The sequence below is a fragment of the Priestia sp. P5 genome, assembly GCF_029522155.1.
Taxonomy (GTDB): domain Bacteria; phylum Bacillota; class Bacilli; order Bacillales; family Bacillaceae_H; genus Priestia; species Priestia megaterium_E.
In genome coordinates this window covers 794,063-811,456 of sequence record NZ_JAKWFJ010000001.1, presented here as the reverse complement: position 1 = coordinate 811,456, position 17,394 = coordinate 794,063, and the positions used below count along the sequence as shown (strand labels likewise).

At 37.8% G+C, this 17,394-nt stretch carries 16 protein-coding genes and 1 riboswitch; of the genes, 5 read left to right on the top strand and 11 right to left on the bottom strand.

Annotated elements, in window-relative coordinates; genetic code table 11:
* Window positions 1–21: 21 nt before the first annotated feature.
* The 8 genes from MMB69_RS04130 to yneA form a co-directional block, all read right to left on the bottom strand.
* On the bottom strand, window positions 22–1,827 hold the full coding sequence (locus MMB69_RS04130) for an ABC transporter ATP-binding protein (RefSeq protein WP_136789594.1): 1,806 nt from the start codon (window positions 1,825–1,827) through the stop codon (window positions 22–24).
* Window positions 1,817–3,580, bottom strand: coding sequence for an ABC transporter transmembrane domain-containing protein (locus MMB69_RS04125; protein WP_277447229.1), 1,764 nt, complete (start codon window positions 3,578–3,580; stop codon window positions 1,817–1,819). The genes MMB69_RS04130 and MMB69_RS04125 overlap by 11 nt, the downstream gene beginning before the upstream one ends.
* Window positions 3,581–3,670: 90 nt before the next feature.
* Window positions 3,671–3,883, bottom strand: a complete 213-nt coding sequence (locus tag MMB69_RS04120) for a YneF family protein (RefSeq protein WP_013058772.1) — start codon at window positions 3,881–3,883, stop codon at window positions 3,671–3,673.
* A gap of 90 nt (window positions 3,884–3,973) precedes the next feature.
* Window positions 3,974–4,414, bottom strand: coding sequence for a sporulation inhibitor of replication protein SirA (gene sirA / locus MMB69_RS04115; RefSeq protein ID WP_221784412.1), 441 nt, complete (start codon window positions 4,412–4,414; stop codon window positions 3,974–3,976).
* A 148-nt stretch (window positions 4,415–4,562) separates the two neighbouring features.
* Window positions 4,563–6,569, bottom strand: coding sequence for a transketolase (gene tkt, locus MMB69_RS04110; protein WP_013058774.1), 2,007 nt, complete (start codon window positions 6,567–6,569; stop codon window positions 4,563–4,565).
* 167 nt (window positions 6,570–6,736) lie between these two features.
* Entirely contained in the window at window positions 6,737–6,967 is a 231-nt protein-coding gene (locus tag MMB69_RS04105) for a DUF896 domain-containing protein (protein WP_013058775.1), read from the bottom strand.
* Between the two features lie 69 nt (window positions 6,968–7,036).
* Window positions 7,037–7,705: a YneB family resolvase-like protein gene (locus tag MMB69_RS04100; protein ID WP_221784413.1), complete on the bottom strand. Its 669-nt coding sequence runs from the start codon at window positions 7,703–7,705 to the stop codon at window positions 7,037–7,039.
* A 53-nt stretch (window positions 7,706–7,758) separates the two neighbouring features.
* A complete protein-coding gene (gene yneA, locus MMB69_RS04095; protein WP_014458514.1) occupies window positions 7,759–8,088 on the bottom strand; it encodes a cell division suppressor protein YneA in 330 nt (109 codons plus the stop codon).
* A gap of 146 nt (window positions 8,089–8,234) precedes the next feature.
* Here yneA and lexA point away from each other — a divergent pair, with 146 nt between their 5' ends.
* Together lexA and MMB69_RS04085 are read left to right on the top strand one after the other, a co-directional pair.
* Window positions 8,235–8,852: a transcriptional repressor LexA gene (lexA, locus tag MMB69_RS04090; protein WP_013058778.1), complete on the top strand. Its 618-nt coding sequence runs from the start codon at window positions 8,235–8,237 to the stop codon at window positions 8,850–8,852.
* A 211-nt stretch (window positions 8,853–9,063) separates the two neighbouring features.
* Window positions 9,064–10,509 carry a magnesium transporter CorA family protein gene (locus MMB69_RS04085; RefSeq protein WP_221784414.1) on the top strand — a complete coding sequence of 482 codons (1,446 nt, stop codon included), beginning with the start codon at window positions 9,064–9,066 and terminating at the stop codon, window positions 10,507–10,509.
* 67 nt (window positions 10,510–10,576) lie between these two features.
* Here the strand turns inward: MMB69_RS04085 and MMB69_RS04080 are convergent, their stop codons facing one another.
* On the bottom strand, window positions 10,577–10,777 hold the full coding sequence (locus MMB69_RS04080; protein ID WP_260506714.1) for a hypothetical protein: 201 nt from the start codon (window positions 10,775–10,777) through the stop codon (window positions 10,577–10,579).
* A 283-nt stretch (window positions 10,778–11,060) separates the two neighbouring features.
* On the opposite strand from MMB69_RS04080, the gene MMB69_RS04075 reads away from it, so the two are divergent.
* Genes MMB69_RS04075 through MMB69_RS04065 form a run of 3 tightly spaced genes read left to right on the top strand, consistent with a single transcriptional unit; the run spans window position 11,061 to window position 13,953 of the window.
* Window positions 11,061–12,566 (top strand): ArnT family glycosyltransferase, encoded by a 1,506-nt coding sequence (locus tag MMB69_RS04075; RefSeq protein ID WP_277447228.1) that lies wholly within the window; start codon window positions 11,061–11,063, stop codon window positions 12,564–12,566.
* Window positions 12,567–12,586: 20 nt separating this feature from the next.
* The gene (locus tag MMB69_RS04070; protein WP_050689602.1) at window positions 12,587–12,979 is read left to right on the top strand and encodes a GtrA family protein; all 393 of its coding nucleotides are present in this window, start codon (window positions 12,587–12,589) and stop codon (window positions 12,977–12,979) included.
* Complete coding sequence (locus tag MMB69_RS04065; RefSeq protein ID WP_221784416.1) at window positions 12,976–13,953, top strand: glycosyltransferase family 2 protein; 978 nt, start codon at window positions 12,976–12,978, stop codon at window positions 13,951–13,953. The genes MMB69_RS04070 and MMB69_RS04065 overlap by 4 nt, the downstream gene beginning before the upstream one ends.
* A 38-nt stretch (window positions 13,954–13,991) precedes the next feature.
* Here the strand turns inward: MMB69_RS04065 and MMB69_RS04060 are convergent, their stop codons facing one another.
* Window positions 13,992–14,969 (bottom strand): cation diffusion facilitator family transporter, encoded by a 978-nt coding sequence (locus MMB69_RS04060; protein WP_264408511.1) that lies wholly within the window; start codon window positions 14,967–14,969, stop codon window positions 13,992–13,994.
* A 109-nt stretch (window positions 14,970–15,078) separates the two neighbouring features.
* Entirely contained in the window at window positions 15,079–16,905 is a 1,827-nt protein-coding gene (locus tag MMB69_RS04055; protein ID WP_269870336.1) for an APC family permease, read from the bottom strand.
* Between the two features lie 162 nt (window positions 16,906–17,067).
* A riboswitch (cyclic di-AMP (ydaO/yuaA leader) is annotated at window positions 17,068–17,208 on the bottom strand.
* Window positions 17,209–17,394: the final 186 nt, after the last annotated feature.

The following is a 17,394-nucleotide window of genomic DNA, read 5'->3' as shown; positions in this document are numbered from 1 at the left end:
AGGTTGTTTCTTTTTTTGCCTTCACTCTATCAATTCTGTATAAGTCTCTTTTACTCCTGTTTCTTTGCTGAAATTCTCCTCTTTTTCACTGTGCTGAAGCTGATACATATTATAGTACAAACCGCCTTTGTTTAGCAGTTCAGTATGTGTGCCTTTTTCGACGATTTTTCCTTTATGCAGTACTAAAATACAGTCGGCGTGTTGAATAGTGGATAAACGATGGGCAATCGCAATTGTTGTACGGCCTTTTCCCATATCTCTTAACACTTCTTGAATCGCTTCTTCTGTTTCTGTATCAATATGTGCTGTTGCTTCATCAAGAATAAGGATTTTAGGATTCCGGATGACCGTTCTTGCAAATGCTAAGAGCTGACGCTGGCCGCTTGATAAAGTGGAACCTCTTTCGACTAGCACTTCATTATACTTATTAGGAAGAGCTTCGATAAATGCGTGAGCTTGAACAAATTCCGCAGCTGCTTTTACTTGTTCATCAGAAAAATGGTCTTCGTGCAGCGTAATATTTCGTTTTACGGTATCTGCAAATAAAAAGGCATCTTGAAGCACCAGCCCTACCTCATCTCGAAGCTGTTTATTTGAAAAAGACGATAGCGGTTTATTATCGATCAAAATGTCTCCTTTTTGCTGCTCATAAAAACGCATTAATAAATTAATGATGGAGCTTTTCCCGCTTCCCGTATGGCCTACTAAAGCCACTGTTTCTCCTTCGTTTACCGTAAACGATATATCAGAAAGTACATCTCGAACACCATCATAGGAAAACGTTACATTTCTGAATTCTACCGTTCCTTTTTGTACCCCCTGCTTTTGTTCTCCTGTCATGACTGGATTTTTTTCTTTTTCATCCATCAAGTCAAATACCCGAGAGGCTGATACCATCGCTTGCTGATACATAGAAAGACGCTGCATCATTTCATTAACAGGTTCAAAAAAACGATCCAAATAGTTGATAAACGCGTAAAGAACACCAATTTTAACAGGACTGTCAGCTACGGAAATACCAAAATAACTGAGCACAAGAATAACGGCTAAAATGTAAAGAATTTCGACTGCCGGTCTTAGTAGCAAACCATCCAACTTAATATTGCGCATCCCCGCTTTGTAATGTTCATCATTGATTTCTTCAAATTCCGAGCGCAGCCGCTTTTCTTGACGAAATAACTGAATAATAGACATGCCTTGCAAAGACTCATGAAGCTTGGCATTTAACTGGCTTAGCTTTTCTCGAAGCTGCCCGTAGTAAATAGCGCTGTAATGCTGATAAAGCTTCATAAGTCCCCAAATGAACGGGAGAAGAACTAAACAATAAAAAGCCAGCTTCACATCTAGCATAAACATGGCTATAAAAATACCGACCAAAAATACCCCATTTTGAATAAAAACCGCGATGACTTCCACAAACATTTCTTTCATGGCTTCCGTGTCATTTGTAATTCGAGATACCAGGCTTCCTGTTGGCGTGTTGTCAAAAAAGCGAAGAGCCAGGCGATGAACATGAGAAAAAACGTCAATTCGAATCTGCTGAATAATTTGAAGCGCAATTTTTTGGAACTGCAGAAGCTGAAAGTATTGAACGACAATTTTTAAAAGCTGTAAAAGCAAATAACTGCTTGCAAGCCACACCAGAGGCTGAAGAGGCAAATACTTAGGAGTTAAATAATCGTCAATGAAAATTTTAATCAAAATGGGTCCTAATAAATCAGCAGCCGTAGCAATTAATAATAGTGTGAACGCTAAAAAAAATGATTTTTTATGCGGAATTGTATAGCGAAACAGACGTTTATGTACCGAAGAATGCTCAATTTTCATTTTTCGTCTCTCCTTCTTCTACCGCACGTTCAAGCTGCTGTCTATCGTACATATCCTGATACCAGCCGCTCACGCTAAGCAGTTCCTCATGAGTTCCTCGCTGAATAATTTTCCCTTTATCAAGGACAAGAATCAGGTCTGCATGAGTAACCGAGCTCAGCCGATGCGCTGTAATAATCGTTGTTCGATTTTGACGTTTTTGCTTCAACGCTTGTAAAATACCCGCTTCCGTTTTTCCATCTACCGCTGATAGCGAGTCGTCTAAAATTAAAAGCTCAGGATCTAATAGAAGAGCTCTTGCAATCGAGATACGCTGTTTTTGTCCACCAGATAAAGAAACGCCTTTTTCACCTACTATTGTTTGATAGCCATCTGTAAAATCAAGGATGTCTCTATGTACATTTGCCACTTTAGCTGCTTCTTGGATTTCTTGATTGCTTGCGTCTTCTTTTCCGAACGCGATATTAGCAGCGACTGTTGTTGAAAACAAAAAGTGATCTTGAGGAACATATCCAATGCTTTTGTACAGTGAATCAAAAGCATAGTCTTTAATGTCTTTTCCTCCCCATAAAACAGCTCCGTCTCTTACATCAAATTCACGAAGCAGCAGCTTTAAAAGCGTGGTTTTCCCAGCACCCGTCTTTCCGACAATCCCTAACGTTTGACCGCGAGAAAGTGTAAAGTAAATTTCGTTTAACGTATATTCATCTGCTTTACCATACGAAAACCTATGAATAACAGCTTCAATATTTCCTGTTGGCATTTTAACACTAGGGTGCGCTGCTTCTTCAATCGAATTTTCTTCTTTTAATAAAGAAAATACCCTGTCATATGATGCTCTTCCTCGTTCTACAATGTTAAATAACCAGCCAAACGCGAGCATCGGCCAAATAAGAAGGCCCAAATAAGTTGTAAAGGTAACAAGCTGTCCCAGTGTTAACTCTTCATTAATCACCATCTTGCTGCCAAAAATAAGAGCAAGTAAAAAAGAAAGTGCTACAATAATCGAAATGGTCGGATCAAACAATGCATCTACTCGTGCTACTTTCATGTTCTTTTGAACAACATCTGCAGACTTAATACGAAATTCTTCGACATCAGCTGCTTCTTCCCCAAACGTCTTAATGACTTTAATTCCGCTAATGCTTTCTTGAACCTTATCATTTAAAGTAGAAAATGCTGCTTGTGCGTGATGAAACCGCGCATGAAGCAATGTACCATAGTAACTTGTTAAAACGGCCATAAGCGGCATAGGAATAAGGCAAATAAGCGTTAATTTCCAGCTGATTGTGAGGGCCATTGTGCATAGAACAAGCCCTCCTGTGACAATCGAATCCACGAGCGTCAAAACGCCCGAACCTGCAGTTTGTTGAATAGCTTGAATATCATTCGTTGCATGGGCCATCAAATCCCCAATTCGCCGCCGCTGATAAAAGGCCTGATTCATCTTGGTAAAATGAGTGTAGAGGGTATTTCTCAGCTGCTTGGCTAGTTTAACAGATGAACCAAATATCATAATACGCCATATGTATCTTGTGAAATAGGCCACAACAGCAGCTCCTAGCAAAATGCCAACCATCTGCATTAAGCGCTTTCCATTCAGCGTCCCTTCTTTAATGCCATCTACCGTTAAACCAATAATTTTAGGCGGGAGAAGTTCTAATGCTGCCACAACAATGAGCAGCGCTACCCCCGTTATGTAAGACTTTTTTTCCTGTTTGAAAAACCACCATAACTCTCGAAAAATTTTCATCGTATCCCCCTAGCCCCACAACCATTTTCTTATCTCTATCATAAAACAAAAGACACCCTTCTGAATAGAGAGTGTCTGTCCAATTAACCATTATTTAATTTGGCCGTTCATTGCTTTCATCATTTGATTAATTTTTTTCTGCGATGGTTTCATGCCCATTTGCATCATCATCATTTTTAACATTTGTTCATTAATTGGTGGATTTTTCTTCAGATAGCTCATCATATACTTACGAGCAATGAAAAATCCTAGCGCTATCCCAACAATTAATGCTAGAACACCAACTAGAATATACATTCCCATGGTATTACTTCCTCCTTCGTGTTGTCTAACTTACAGTGTACTAGACCATACGCTATTATACAATATTTCCGTTCCAATTTCCTTAAATAATTACACAAATTTTCTTGTTTTCACAGGCCTCAGCCAGCCGTATTCATCCGTTCCATAATTCACTGCTAAAAAACAAGGATCTAGCTTGCGTAATACTTCAAAAAAAGCTGTCTCAGCATCAACATTGCCATCTCCTTCAATTGTTATACAGCGATTCGTTAATTTTATAGATGCTCGACTTTTTTTATGAGGATATTCCAGCACAAACGTCTCTTGATGAGTAAAAAAATGAGGATAATGAGAAAACGCCTGAAGCAATTCTCGTTGAATAAATGGAATGGGCAGTTGGCGAGTAATGTAATGAACTTGTTTTTGTAAGTGCGTTTCCTGCAAGTGACGTTTCATTCTATATTCAATCAGCAGCTGATAAATGAGCTTTTCTCTTCGAAAATAGGATGATGCAACTTCTTCCTCCATTAAATATACTTCATACGTTCTCACGATTCATCCTCCCTTTCGGCTCGTTCTTTTTTGTACCATTATACCGAATGGTGTACGCAATGCTTGTCTATCGATGAAAAAATTCCTTTGTTTTTTTGTCGAAAAAAAGAGCAGACCACAGGAGTCTGCTCTTTCTTATGAAAAAGAATTATGCATTAAGCAAGCTTTTCACTTTTGCTACTACATTTTCAACTGTAAAACCAAATTCTTTCATGATTGTTTCACCAGGAGCAGATGCACCAAAGTGATTAATACCAAGAACTTGTCCTTCGTCTCCAACATAGCGTTCCCAGCCAAGTGTAGAAGCCATTTCAATACCTAAACGTTTTTTCACTGATTTAGGGATAACACTTTCTTTGTACTCAGCAGATTGCTCTTCGAAACGATCCCATGCAGGCATGCTTACTACAGATACATCAATGCCTTCTGCAGCTAATGCTTTTTGTGCTTCTACTGCTAGGCTTACTTCAGAGCCTGTTGCAAGTATTAATGCATCCGCTTGGTCTTTACCAGCTTTAGATACAACGTACGCGCCTTTAGACACGCCTTCGTATGCATTTTCTTTTGTACCTTCAAGTGTTGGCAAGTTTTGACGAGTCAATACAAGCGCCGTTGGGCGGTCAGTTGACTCTAATGCTAAGCGCCATGCAGCAGCTGTTTCATTTGCATCTGCAGGACGAACCACTGAAAGACCTGGCATTGCACGAAGTGATGGCAATTGTTCAATTGGCTCATGTGTTGGGCCGTCTTCTCCAACTGCGATACTGTCATGTGTGAATACATATGTTACAGGAAGCTTCATTAAAGCTGCTAAGCGAATTGCTGGGCGAAGATAATCAGAGAATACAAAGAATGTTCCTCCGAATACTTTTACACCGCCGTGTAGAGCCATACCGTTTAATGCAGCTCCCATTGCAAATTCACGTACACCGAACCAGATATTACGTCCGCTGTAATCAGCTGCAGTGAAGTCTTCTGAACCTTTAATCATTGTTTTATTTGAGCCAGCTAAGTCAGCTGAACCGCCGAAGAATTGAGGTACAGCTTGTGCTACTGCGTTTAATACTTCTCCAGAAGAAGCACGGCTAGCTAAGCTTGAACCCGTTTCGTATGCTGGAAGCGTTTCTTCCCAGCCTTCCGGTAACTTTCCTTCTACTGCTAGTTCAAATTGACGACCTAGTTCAGGATATTTTTCTTTATACTGTGCAAATACATCGTTCCATTCGTTTTCTTTCTTTTGGCCATCTTCAGCAATTGTAGCTTTGAAGTGAGCATACACTTCTTCCGGCACATAGAAATCTTCTTCAAATGTCCATGCATAAGCTTCTTTTGTTAATTTTGTTTCATCGGAACCTAATGGAGAACCGTGCACGCCAGAAGTACCCGCGTGGTTTGGAGAACCAAATCCGATTGTTGTTTTTACTTCAATTAGCGTTGGGCGTGTTAAATCGCCTTTTGCTTCTTCAATTGCGTTTGCAATCGCTGTCAAGTCATTGCCGTCTTCAACGCGGATTACTTGCCATCCGTAAGCTTTGAAACGATCTTCTACGTTCTCAGAGAACGAGCGATCTAAATCTCCGTCTAAAGAAATATCATTTGAATCGTATAAAACAACTAAACGTCCTAATTTTAAGTGTGCCGCTAATGAAGCTGCTTCAGCAGATACACCTTCCATTAAGTCTCCGTCACCACAAATACCATACGTAAAGTGGTCTACAATTTCTAAACCTTCTTTGTTGTATGTTTCAGCTAAATGACGTTCTGCCATTGCTTTACCAACAGCCATTGCAATACCTTGTCCTAGTGGACCAGTTGTTGCATCAACACCTGCTGTATGACCGAACTCTGGATGACCTGGTGTTTTACTTCCCCATTGACGGAAGTTTTTAAGGTCTTCAATTGATAAGTCATATCCAGCTAAATGAAGCAAGCTGTATAATAGTGCCGATCCGTGTCCTGCTGATAATACAAAGCGGTCACGGTTGAACCAGTTTGGATTCTTTGGATTGATGTTCATGAATTTTGTCCACAATGTATATGCCATTGGAGCAGCTCCCATTGGCATACCTGGGTGACCTGAATTTGCTTTTTCAATCGCATCGATTGATAAAGTACGAATTGTTGCAATCGAAAGATCTTCAATACGTTGTGTCATACTCTTCATTCCTTTCAAAACTATGTACATATGTTATCATACTAATGATTTGCTTATTTGTACAATACTTGAACCAAAAAAATTTCCACTTTTACAGTTTTTGTGCCCCTTATTAAAAATATACAAAAAACTAGAGGGAACACTCCCTCTAGTTTTACTAGAACATCTTAGTGAAGACGCTTCTTTTTACTCTCTTTTAACTTCTTAGGCGTAACATCTTTACCTTCTTCGTCCACAACTTTAATCGTGTGAAGGTGATTTGTCATAGATTGTCGGAAAACTTTTAAATATTCCTGACGTAGCTCTTGCTGTTCTTTCGCTTCAGATTCTGTCAGCCCTTCAGCCTTTGCCTTTTTTGAAAGAGCATTAATACGAGCAAGTTTATCTTTTGATAGCATATAAAACCTATCTCCTTATAATCAATAATTAAAATTACCGAACCGCTCCGGCAACATGTAGTCATCTTACTAAATCTCTTTCGTTTTATCAAGAGATTGAGCACTCTCTTGGTACTCTTGATAGCGGCGATGTACCGTCGCTTTTGAAATATTATGACCAAAACCTTTTAGCGTAACTGAAATTTCAGCAAAGGTTAAGCCGTTATGACGAAGGCGGACAATTTCTTCAATCGGCGCTTCTTTTTTTTCCCTTCCCGAGTTAACTCCTTGATTTTTTAAATTTTTCTGCGGACGATAACCGTTTTCTACGGCTCTTTTCATTCCTCTTTTAATTTTAGCATTATGTAATTTCCGCTGATGCTCTTCCACTAAGCTAATAATATCTAACACCATTGAATCAGATTCTGAAAGCTGAAGCTGACCTTGATGACTAATCGTATAGATGGTAGCATTTTCTTTATGAAAAGCATGAAGCAGCGCAATTCGGGCATTTCCTCTGCCTAATCGTGTTTCGTCTTGAATGAGCAGCACGGATATTTTCTCTTCTTTCATTGTATGAAGAACATCCAAAATACCCTCTCTGTCTACATCATATCCGCTTGCTTTTTCCATCACGACTTTTTTCACCTCTAGATGGTGAAGATCAGCAAGCTTTTTTAATTCTTCTTGCTGGCGCTGTAAAGATGTTTCTTGGGTTTTTTTATCCGTACTGACACGGCAATAAATAATGGCGTCCACTTTTATCACGACCTTTTCGGCTTCTAACAATATTCAGGAACGGCCGTTACACACTACTGTTCAATTGCCACTTGATTATGTAACTCTTTTTTTAAAACAGGAATATATAATTTATCTCCAGGTGATAAAGACTGGGCAGTATCTGAGTTTAAATCATTGACGTCTTCAACCCATTTGACAAATTCATTGGTGGTCAAATGATGGTGATTATGATACTTGTTGGACAAGTCCCAAAGCGTATCTCCTTTTGTAATAGTAACCGTTGAATATTTGTCTAAATCTACTTTATCCGCTCCTAAAACCAGCGTCAATACATATGTAAGTGCAGCGATAACTGCAAAAAAAATAGCGTAATGTTTCATAGAATGTAAGAATTGTTGCATATTATGATCCCCCTATCAGAATATATGTTCTTATTTTATTGAGAACATTTGTTTCTGTCAATGGAATTCTTCGAACTTATGTTTGTATATTGACACATCACGTGGTATAATTCACCTAAAGAATAGCTAAAATCGAGGTGAAAAATATGAAGCTATCAAAACGTCAACAAGACATACTAGATTTTATTAAGCACGAAGTAAAATTAAAAGGTTATCCGCCTTCTGTTCGCGAGATTGGGGAAGCGGTAGGATTAGCCTCTAGCTCCACTGTACACGGGCATTTAGCTCGTTTAGAAAGCAAAGGGTTAATTCGCAGAGATCCAACAAAACCAAGAGCAATCGAAGTTCTTCAACTAGATGAAGTAAACATCCCTAAAAGCAATGTCATTAATGTTCCTGTTATCGGTAAAGTAACAGCGGGTCTTCCTATAACAGCCGTTGAAAATGTGGAAGAATATTTCCCTCTTCCAGATAAATTCGTTTCTCCAGATGATCATGTATTTATGCTTGAAATTATGGGAGAAAGTATGATTGAAGCAGGTATTCTAGATGGCGATATGGTAATCGTACGTCAGCAGCAAACGGCTAATAATGGAGATATTGTGGTCGCTATGACCGAGGATAACGAAGCAACGGTAAAACGTTTCTTCAAAGAAGAAAATTTCGTTCGTTTACAGCCTGAAAATTCAACGATGGCGCCTATTATTCTTCGCCACGTAACGATTTTAGGAAAAGTAACTGGTGTATATCGCACGATTCACTAATCAGACACTGTATGTAAAGCCAACTAATCATGATGTTAGTTGGTTTTTTTACGTTTGTTTTCTAAAAAAATTGGCATATTATAAATGATACGTTGAATCATCGCAAGCAGGTAGAACGGTTTTTGTAAAGCTTGTTTCACTTTTTACTTTCTATCTGCATTTCCGCGACTCTTACAAGGAAATACAACCGACCATAAGAAGGATGTAGTTTATGACCAATACACCAAGGAAAACAGAATCATTTCAAACCATTGTACCTACCAAAGCAATGAACATGTTTCTTTTTCCTTTTTCCTTTGATCGAAAAAATAAAGAGCAGCTTGTTCATGCACTGAAAGAAAATTTGTTCGAGTTTTTTTCCATTCAAAACAAACATTTAGAAAAAGAATACTACGGAGAACAGTATTACGTATCTCATGATAGCCTGGATCAATATTTTCTTCCTTACATTGAATGTATTCTATTCCCTGACTCGTGCGAAAAAGAAGGGTTGCTTCGATTTTCCAAAAAAATAGACCATACCATTACGTTACACACTTCCTCCACCACCGTGTCTAGCAACGTGCTGTCTGTGGATGTTTTTTTATGTCCTTTTGAAATTGGCGTCATGACCATTCGCACTGAGATGAGCCATGATCATTATACCTATGATGATATTTTAGAATTCATGAATCATTTTCGTGTATTAGAACCGAAGCTTGCTGAAGAGCATGGATCCACCATTACCTATGAACATCATCGCTATAGCAAAGTACAAGATTATATTTTTTCACAGCTTGCGCCATTTTTGAACGAACACATCAAGAAAGAAGCCACGCGTGAACAGCACGTTGGGAGCCTTCCTTATTTTATCGATGAACGGATGTTTGTGTTAAGTTATGTAACGGTAAATAAAGAGCAAGAGATTAATTCCACAACTTTATTTCGTACTGGGCAGCTAAATAGCTATACGCCTGACGGGAAAGCGTTTATTTCTGCACACAATCATGAGTATATTAAAACGTATAATACTAAACATGTGTATGAAAGGTGGGCTCCTGAAACTTATTACGTCATAACAGACCATGTGTTTTCATGTATTTCTAAATCGGCAGACTCTAAAACGGATCAGCTTTTGATGAATCATCTATTTGGCCAGCATTACTATAATTTATTTTTACATTTTTTCTATAAAATCGTGTTGCTAAAACTATCTTATGAGTATTCTCAGCTCACGTTTCATAAAAATTCAGAGGGCATTGAACGACTAATCCGCTCTATTACCGTATTTTCAGGTAAATATTTATTTTTAGAAATTAGCTCTCGCACAGAAGGTCAAGAGTTTTCTGAGCTCTTTAAAAAAATCTTCCACATCAATTCTCTTTATCAAGAAGTCAAAGAAACCCTTGGTACTTTGTACCAAAATCAAGAGAAAATCGCAGCCAAACGTCACAATTACTTATTATTGATTTTAACGATTTATACGGTTCTTTCCGGTATTTACGGAATGAATTTAGTTATTAGCAAACTAAAGGGAAACATCAATTGGGATAGTATGAAGCAGTTTTCTATCTTTGAATATATCGCTTTAATAGTAGCTCTATCAGGAATTCTGATCAGCATTAGTCTCGGAGTGAGTTCCCTATGGAATTTATTAAAAGATCGATTTAAAACATAAAAGCTGTTCGCATCAGAAAACACATGATAAAAAAGAAGAGATTGAGACATAACTAAATCAAGCGAGTCTAAAGGAGAACAAATGGAATAAATAAGCTAGCAGGGATTGCTTGTGACACCGCGGTTGATTTCCGTGCAAGACTTCGCTTTCCGCGGGCGGCCGGTGAGCCTCCTCGTCGCTTACGCTCCTGCGGGGTCTCACCTGTTCCGCTTTTCCCGCAGGAGTCTTCGTCTTGCCCTCCAATCAACTGCTGGAAAGAACTAAACAAATAAAACCTACGTTTACCATAAAAAAACGAACCACTAATCAAACATGTTGATCAATGGTTCGTTTTTCACTTCGACTAAAATTCTTTTTTCCCAACCTCTTTTATCTATTACTAAATCACTGCCTACTCCGCTGAACCTTTTATCAAACGTTGTGCCGCTGTTGTAATATCAGAACAATCTAACATTATACTCTATAAGAAAAATATATACAAAATAATAAAATATGGTATCATAGGGTAGGAATTTTGTACCTTATCTTTGAAATAATTTGCAGGAGGTAATATGCTTAACTCATTTTTATCCAAAAGCCTGATTCTTTTATGTGTCATTATTCTCACATGGTCTCTATGGGGCAGTTACAGTGCGATGACAAATTCATTGGAATTAAAAGGCTTGGCTTTAAGTAATTCATTTATCATTGAAGGAATATTTATCACTTTCCTTGTCATTTTTCTAATAGCTATTGCAAGTAGATACATGAACAAAACTGTTTTTTTTATTTCACTGATCGTTTTGACCTTAGGTATTCGACTAGCATGGATGCTTTCTGTTCAAACGCCTGTAAAATCTGACTTTCTTGTCATGCTAGATGCCGCGCGTAATATCGCAAAAGGAAATTATGAATTTAACCAAAGCGTTTATTTCACTACATGGGTATATCAGCTAGGCTTTTCATTCTATGAATCTGTTATTATTCGCTGTTTTGGAGATAATATTTTTATATTAAAATTGTTAAATATTTTTTATTCCACTGGAACCGTTATTTTTATTTATTTAATTGGCGCGAAAGTATTTAACGAACTTGCTGGGAGAATGGCAGCTTTTCTATACGCGTTCTACATTCCGAACATTCTCTATAGCTCAGTGTTAACTAACCAGCATTTGGCTACTTTTTTATTTTATGCAGCTTTTTACCTTATTATAAAAAGATTTGCTCATAGCAAGTTTAGCTGGCTTTATATTGGCCTTCTATTGTCGTTAGGAAATTTAATGCGCCCTCTAGGACCCATTATTATCGTTGCTGTTTTCATTTATTTCATCTTGCAAATTCTTCAACCTTACATTAAAACGAAGGATGCTGCTGAGTTAAAAGTTCGCCGAAAACAAATAGGAAAAAACCTCGTAGGCATACTGGCTACTTTTTTTATTGCAAATGCGCTGATCAACTATTCTTTTGTTGCTAGCGGTATTTCTAAATATCCTTTAAGTAACAGAGATCCTTTATGGAAATTCGTCATTGGCTTTAATTACGAAACAAGCGGTTCTTATTCTTCAGAGGATGCTAGTCGTTTTATGGGTATGCCAATTGGAGAAAAACGAGCTGAAGCAGAAAAAAAGGTAATTAAAGAGCGGGTAGCAGATAAAGAGCAGCTTTTAGATCTCTTTCACATTAAATTCCTAAATATGTGGGGAGGAACGGATGCATCTACATTTTGGAGCATTTCATTAACTCCTCAAGAAGATGTACCTTTTAATAAAGAAAAATTAATTAGTGCTGCTCAAAGTTATGAAAGAATTATTTATGTTTCAACTACTATTCTTTCCATTATTGGACTTATATGTTTATTCCTGAAGAAGCAGGATAAATATCCGTATACACTGTTTTTATTACTAATCATAGGATACGTTCTTATTCACTTGCTTATTGAAATTCAAACTCGCTATCGATTCTTTATTTTTCCAAGTTTTATGCTGCTCGAAGGGTTTGGTATTTCAGTGATTCTATCCTATTTAATAGCACGATTTACTAAAAATAAGCCCCAGACAAAATATGAAGAGATAAATTAAATGGAAGGGATTATGCAACCGTGATAAAATTCCTGAAATTCGGATTTGTAGGTATAATGAATACCCTGCTCACTATTATCAGTTACTTAGCACTCATTCATTTTGATATGAATTATATATTGGCTAACGTACTATCTTATTTTATTGGCGTCATAAACAGCTACTATTGGAACAAATCGTGGGTGTTTCAAGCAACTGTACATAAATGGATGCTAGCTCAATTTTTCATCGTAAACCTTATTACTTTAGCAATTAATACAAGCTGCTTATTCCTTCTTGTACACTATACACCTGCTAATCCAATAATTGGACAACTGTTGTCTACTTGTATAGGAATGTTTATCAATTTTTTCCTTAATAAAATATGGACGTTTAAGCACACAAACCATCACTCGATAGGAGGTAAAGCATGAGAGAACTAATTTCAATTGTGGTACCTATGTATTTTGAAGAAGAAGTAGCCAATGAATGCTACAATCGCTTGCTTTCCGTCATGCATAAAAACCACATTAACTATGAATTCATTTTCGTCAATGACGGCAGCACCGACCGAACAATTGAAATCTTGAAAGACGTAGCGGCTATGGATTCTAATGTGAAAGTTATTGATTTTGCTCGTAATTTTGGGCACCAAACTGCCGTAACAGCAGGCATTGATTATGCTCAAGGTGATGCTATCGTTATTATTGATGCGGACTTACAAGATCCGCCTGAAATGATTCCCGAATTAATTGCTAAATGGCAGCAAGGCTATGAAATTGTATATGCAAAGCGCAAGAAACGAAGCGGAGAGACCTTTTTTAAATTAGCCACGGCTAAGTATTTTTATCGCTTTTTAAATTATATGTCCGATATCGAAATCCCTAAAGACACGGGAGATTTTCGTATTATCGACCGAAAAGTAGCGGATGTATTCAAAAAAATGACTGAACGTAATCGTTTTGTACGAGGAATGATGTCTTGGATTGGCTTCAGGCAAACATATGTAGAATATGAGCGCGATGAACGCTTTGCTGGTGAAACAAAATATCCTTTAAAAAAGATGATCAAGTTTGCTTCAGATGGAATTATTGGGTTTTCAACGAAGCCTTTGCGTTTAGTAATGGTTATTGGCTTAATATCGGTTTTTGTATCACTTTTAGTTTTAAGTTATTCGATTGTTGTTTGGCTGATAGGTAAAAACATTCAGCCTGGCTGGACTTCCATTATGGTAGCTATCACCTTCTTTAGCGGCATTCAGCTACTTGGTTTAGGTCTAGTCGGACAATACATCGCAAGAATTTACGACGAAAGTAAAAATAGACCTATTTACGTTGTACGTGAAACCATTAACTTCTCAAAAGCTTCAACAGATTCTCCAAACGTCCGTGAAAAAGTATATAGCTAAAAAAACAAGGAAGAAAACAACTGTTTTCTTCCTTGTTTTTATTCTTTTTGAAGCTGTAAATCACTTGGCGCCCAGTCCGGAATTCCATCATCTTCATCAAATTCAATAATGACATCCGTTACTCCTTTTTCCTGTAAAATACGATTTTCCAGACGATCTTTAATATCATCAGCTTCGGCCACTGTTAAAGAAGGATCAATTTCTACTTTTAATTCAACGTGAAGCTCTTCTCCTTCTTTCATCACCATTAATGTTTGAATATCACGCACTTGCACATCTTGCATGACAATCGCGCCAATTTTTATTTCCATTTCTTTATCTGCTTCACCAAGGGCTCCCGCAGCGTTGTCTAAAAATACTCGTCCTACTACAAAAAACATCATAAGCCCAATTAAAATAGAAGCAATTCCTTCAGCTTGGTGAAAAGGTGTAAACCGTGAAATGAAAACAGCGATTAATGCCAATACGCCTCCTCCAGTAGCTACCAGATCTTCCATAAAGACCAGCTTGGTTGCTGGCTTTGCTTTCTTTAAATGAACAAAGCTTTGGGTAAAAACATTGACCTGTGCGGTATTCATTCCGACATCGTGCAAAATTTCTTTCATTGCCTTAAATAAGACAAACATCTCAAGCAATACCGAGATGCCAAGTACTGCAATATTTAAAATAAAGCCTGAAGACTTCGTCGGATGAAGAATGTGGTGATATCCTTCTTTAATCGTTTCAAACGCCATAATCCCTACTACAAGAACCGCTCCTAATAGAACAAGATTAACCAATCGGCCGAAACCGTTTGGAAATCGTTTGGTCGGGGCTTTTTTACTTAATGCCGAACCTATAAAAACAAAAAACTGATTAGCTGCATCTCCTAAGCTGTGCATCGTTTCAGCAAACATCGCTACATTCCCTGTTAAAGCGAAAGCAATTCCTTTAATAATGGAAATAATGGTATTCACTATAGCGGCCATCATGGCCGATTTATTTCCTTTTCGCAACAATTTAATTAATTCACTCATGTAATCCCTCCGTTTGCACCTTTGATGAGATTCGATTACGGTTAGTGTATGTGAATTTAAAAATTAAAAACCTCCAACATACAAGTTGGAGGTTTTTAGTCATGTTTCATTATTTTTTAAAACGGTACGGTACAGTTGTAACAATTACATTTTTGCGGTAAAGCAAATGTGCTTTTAACAGCAGACTGGACTGATTGTGAAGAATATTTTGCCAACTTTTTTTCGTAATGAATTGCGGAATAACGACCGTAATGGCCATGTTATTTTCTCGCGCTTTTTCCTCAGCCATATCGATGAATCGAAACAGCGGCCGCACTAAGCTGCGGTATTGAGAATGAAACGTAACAATACGAATATCAGGCTGCCACTTCTCCCACTTCTCTTCCATTTTCTTTTCGCTTTCTCGATCAAAGGCCACATGCACTGCAATAACGGTATCACCAATCGTTCGTGCATAATTTAATGAATTTTCTACTACCTTTGTCATTCCTGCTACAGGAACAATGACTACACTTCCTTCAAGCTTTCCAATCTTTTCTCCTTGCTTAATGCGAAGCTGCTCTCCTACCGCTTCATAATGCGTATGAATGCGATGAAAAATATAGACAATAACCGGTAAGAAAATGAGCACGGACCATACTTGTGAAAACTTCGTTGTAAATAAAATAATTAGCACCGTTAAGGTAATGAGGGCCCCAATTAAGTTAATGGCTAGCTTCCCTTGCCAGCCGGCCGGCTTTTCTCTAAGCCATTTGACAATCATGCCTGTTTGAGAAAGCGTAAATGGAATAAACACCCCGACTGCATAAAGAGGAATTAATTGTTCAGTCGCTCCTTTAAAAGCTACAATTAAGACAATAGAAGCAATTCCAAGGGTCACAATTCCATTTGAATAGCCTAATCGATCACCACGAATTTGAAACATTCTTGGCATGTATTTATCAGAAGATAAGTTGACAGCCAGCAAAGGGAAAGCAGAAAAGCCCGTATTCGCCGCTAGCACTAGAATTAGAGCTGTTGTGCCTTGAATAAAATAATAAAATCCATTTCGTCCAAACACACTCGATGCAATTTGTGATACAACCGTTTCATCTGCTTTTGGAGAAATGCCAAGCCAATAAGCTAAAAACGTGATGCCAGAAAATAAAACGGCTAAAATACCGCCCATCAGCATTAATGTATGAACAGCATTTTTTGCACCTGGCTCTTTAAAGTTAGGCACTGCATTTGAAATGGCTTCTACACCTGTCAATGCCGAACACCCTGATGAAAAAGCTTTTAATAATAAAAACAAACTAATACCTGGCACTACTGTACCGAGAGAGGGATGAAGCTCAGGTGAAACTTGACCTGTCGCTATTTTAAACAAGCCTACCGCTATTAACAAAATAAGAGCAATAACAAATAAATAAACCGGATAAGCTAATACAGAAGCGGATTCTGTTACACCACGTAAATTTAAGACGGTAATAAAAATCACCAGCAAACACGCAATTACTACATTGTAATGATGCAGCGTTGGAAAAGCCGAAGTTAAAGCATCGGTTCCTGCTGAAACACTCACAGCAACTGTTAAAATATAATCTACCAACAGTGATCCCCCAGCGATAAGCCCGGGATTTTCTCCTAAATTGGTTTTGGAAACAATATAAGCTCCTCCGCCTTGCGGATACGCATAAATAATTTGACGGTATGAAAGAATTAAAGCCGTCAGCAGCACCAATACCCCAATCGCAATTGGAATTGAATACCAATAGGCAAGGACGCCTACTGTTGCAAGTACAATCAAAATTTGTTCTGTTCCATAAGCCACTGAAGATAAGGCATCTGATGATAAAATAGCCAGTGCTTTAAGCTTACTAAGCTTTTGATCGCCTAACTCTTTTGTTTTAAGCGGCTTTCCAATCAATAATCTTTTGAGAACTGAATAGTTCACGTAATTTCCCTCCGATGATTGCCTAGCTACTATTTACTGTTCATTGCTAAGCTCCGTTACAAGTTCACGAATAAGTGATATTATTCCTAAAAAATACTTTTTTATGTTAAAAAAGCGCACAAAAAAAACACTAAGGGTTCTCAGCGTTTTTACACAGCTTAAACCTCCTCTCCAAAACGCTTATGGGGTTAGCTGTCGGATTCGGGCTATGAGAGTAGCCCTACCTTTAAAAAAGGATTCACCCCAAGTGACAATGCACAAATTTGGGTCCCCCACTCCTGACGAATTAAGCGATAACAGGTCAATATAATTTTCGGTTAAAGAGTATGATTGATAACATGTTTCGTTCATAACTATCCTTTGTTCTTAGATAATATACTCCCGTACAAATGGTTTGTAAAGCATTATTTTACGTAAATTATAAAATAGTGCTTAAGACGCTTTTAATGGGAAAACAAAAGGCCTTCTGCCTGCTTACAGAAGACCTTC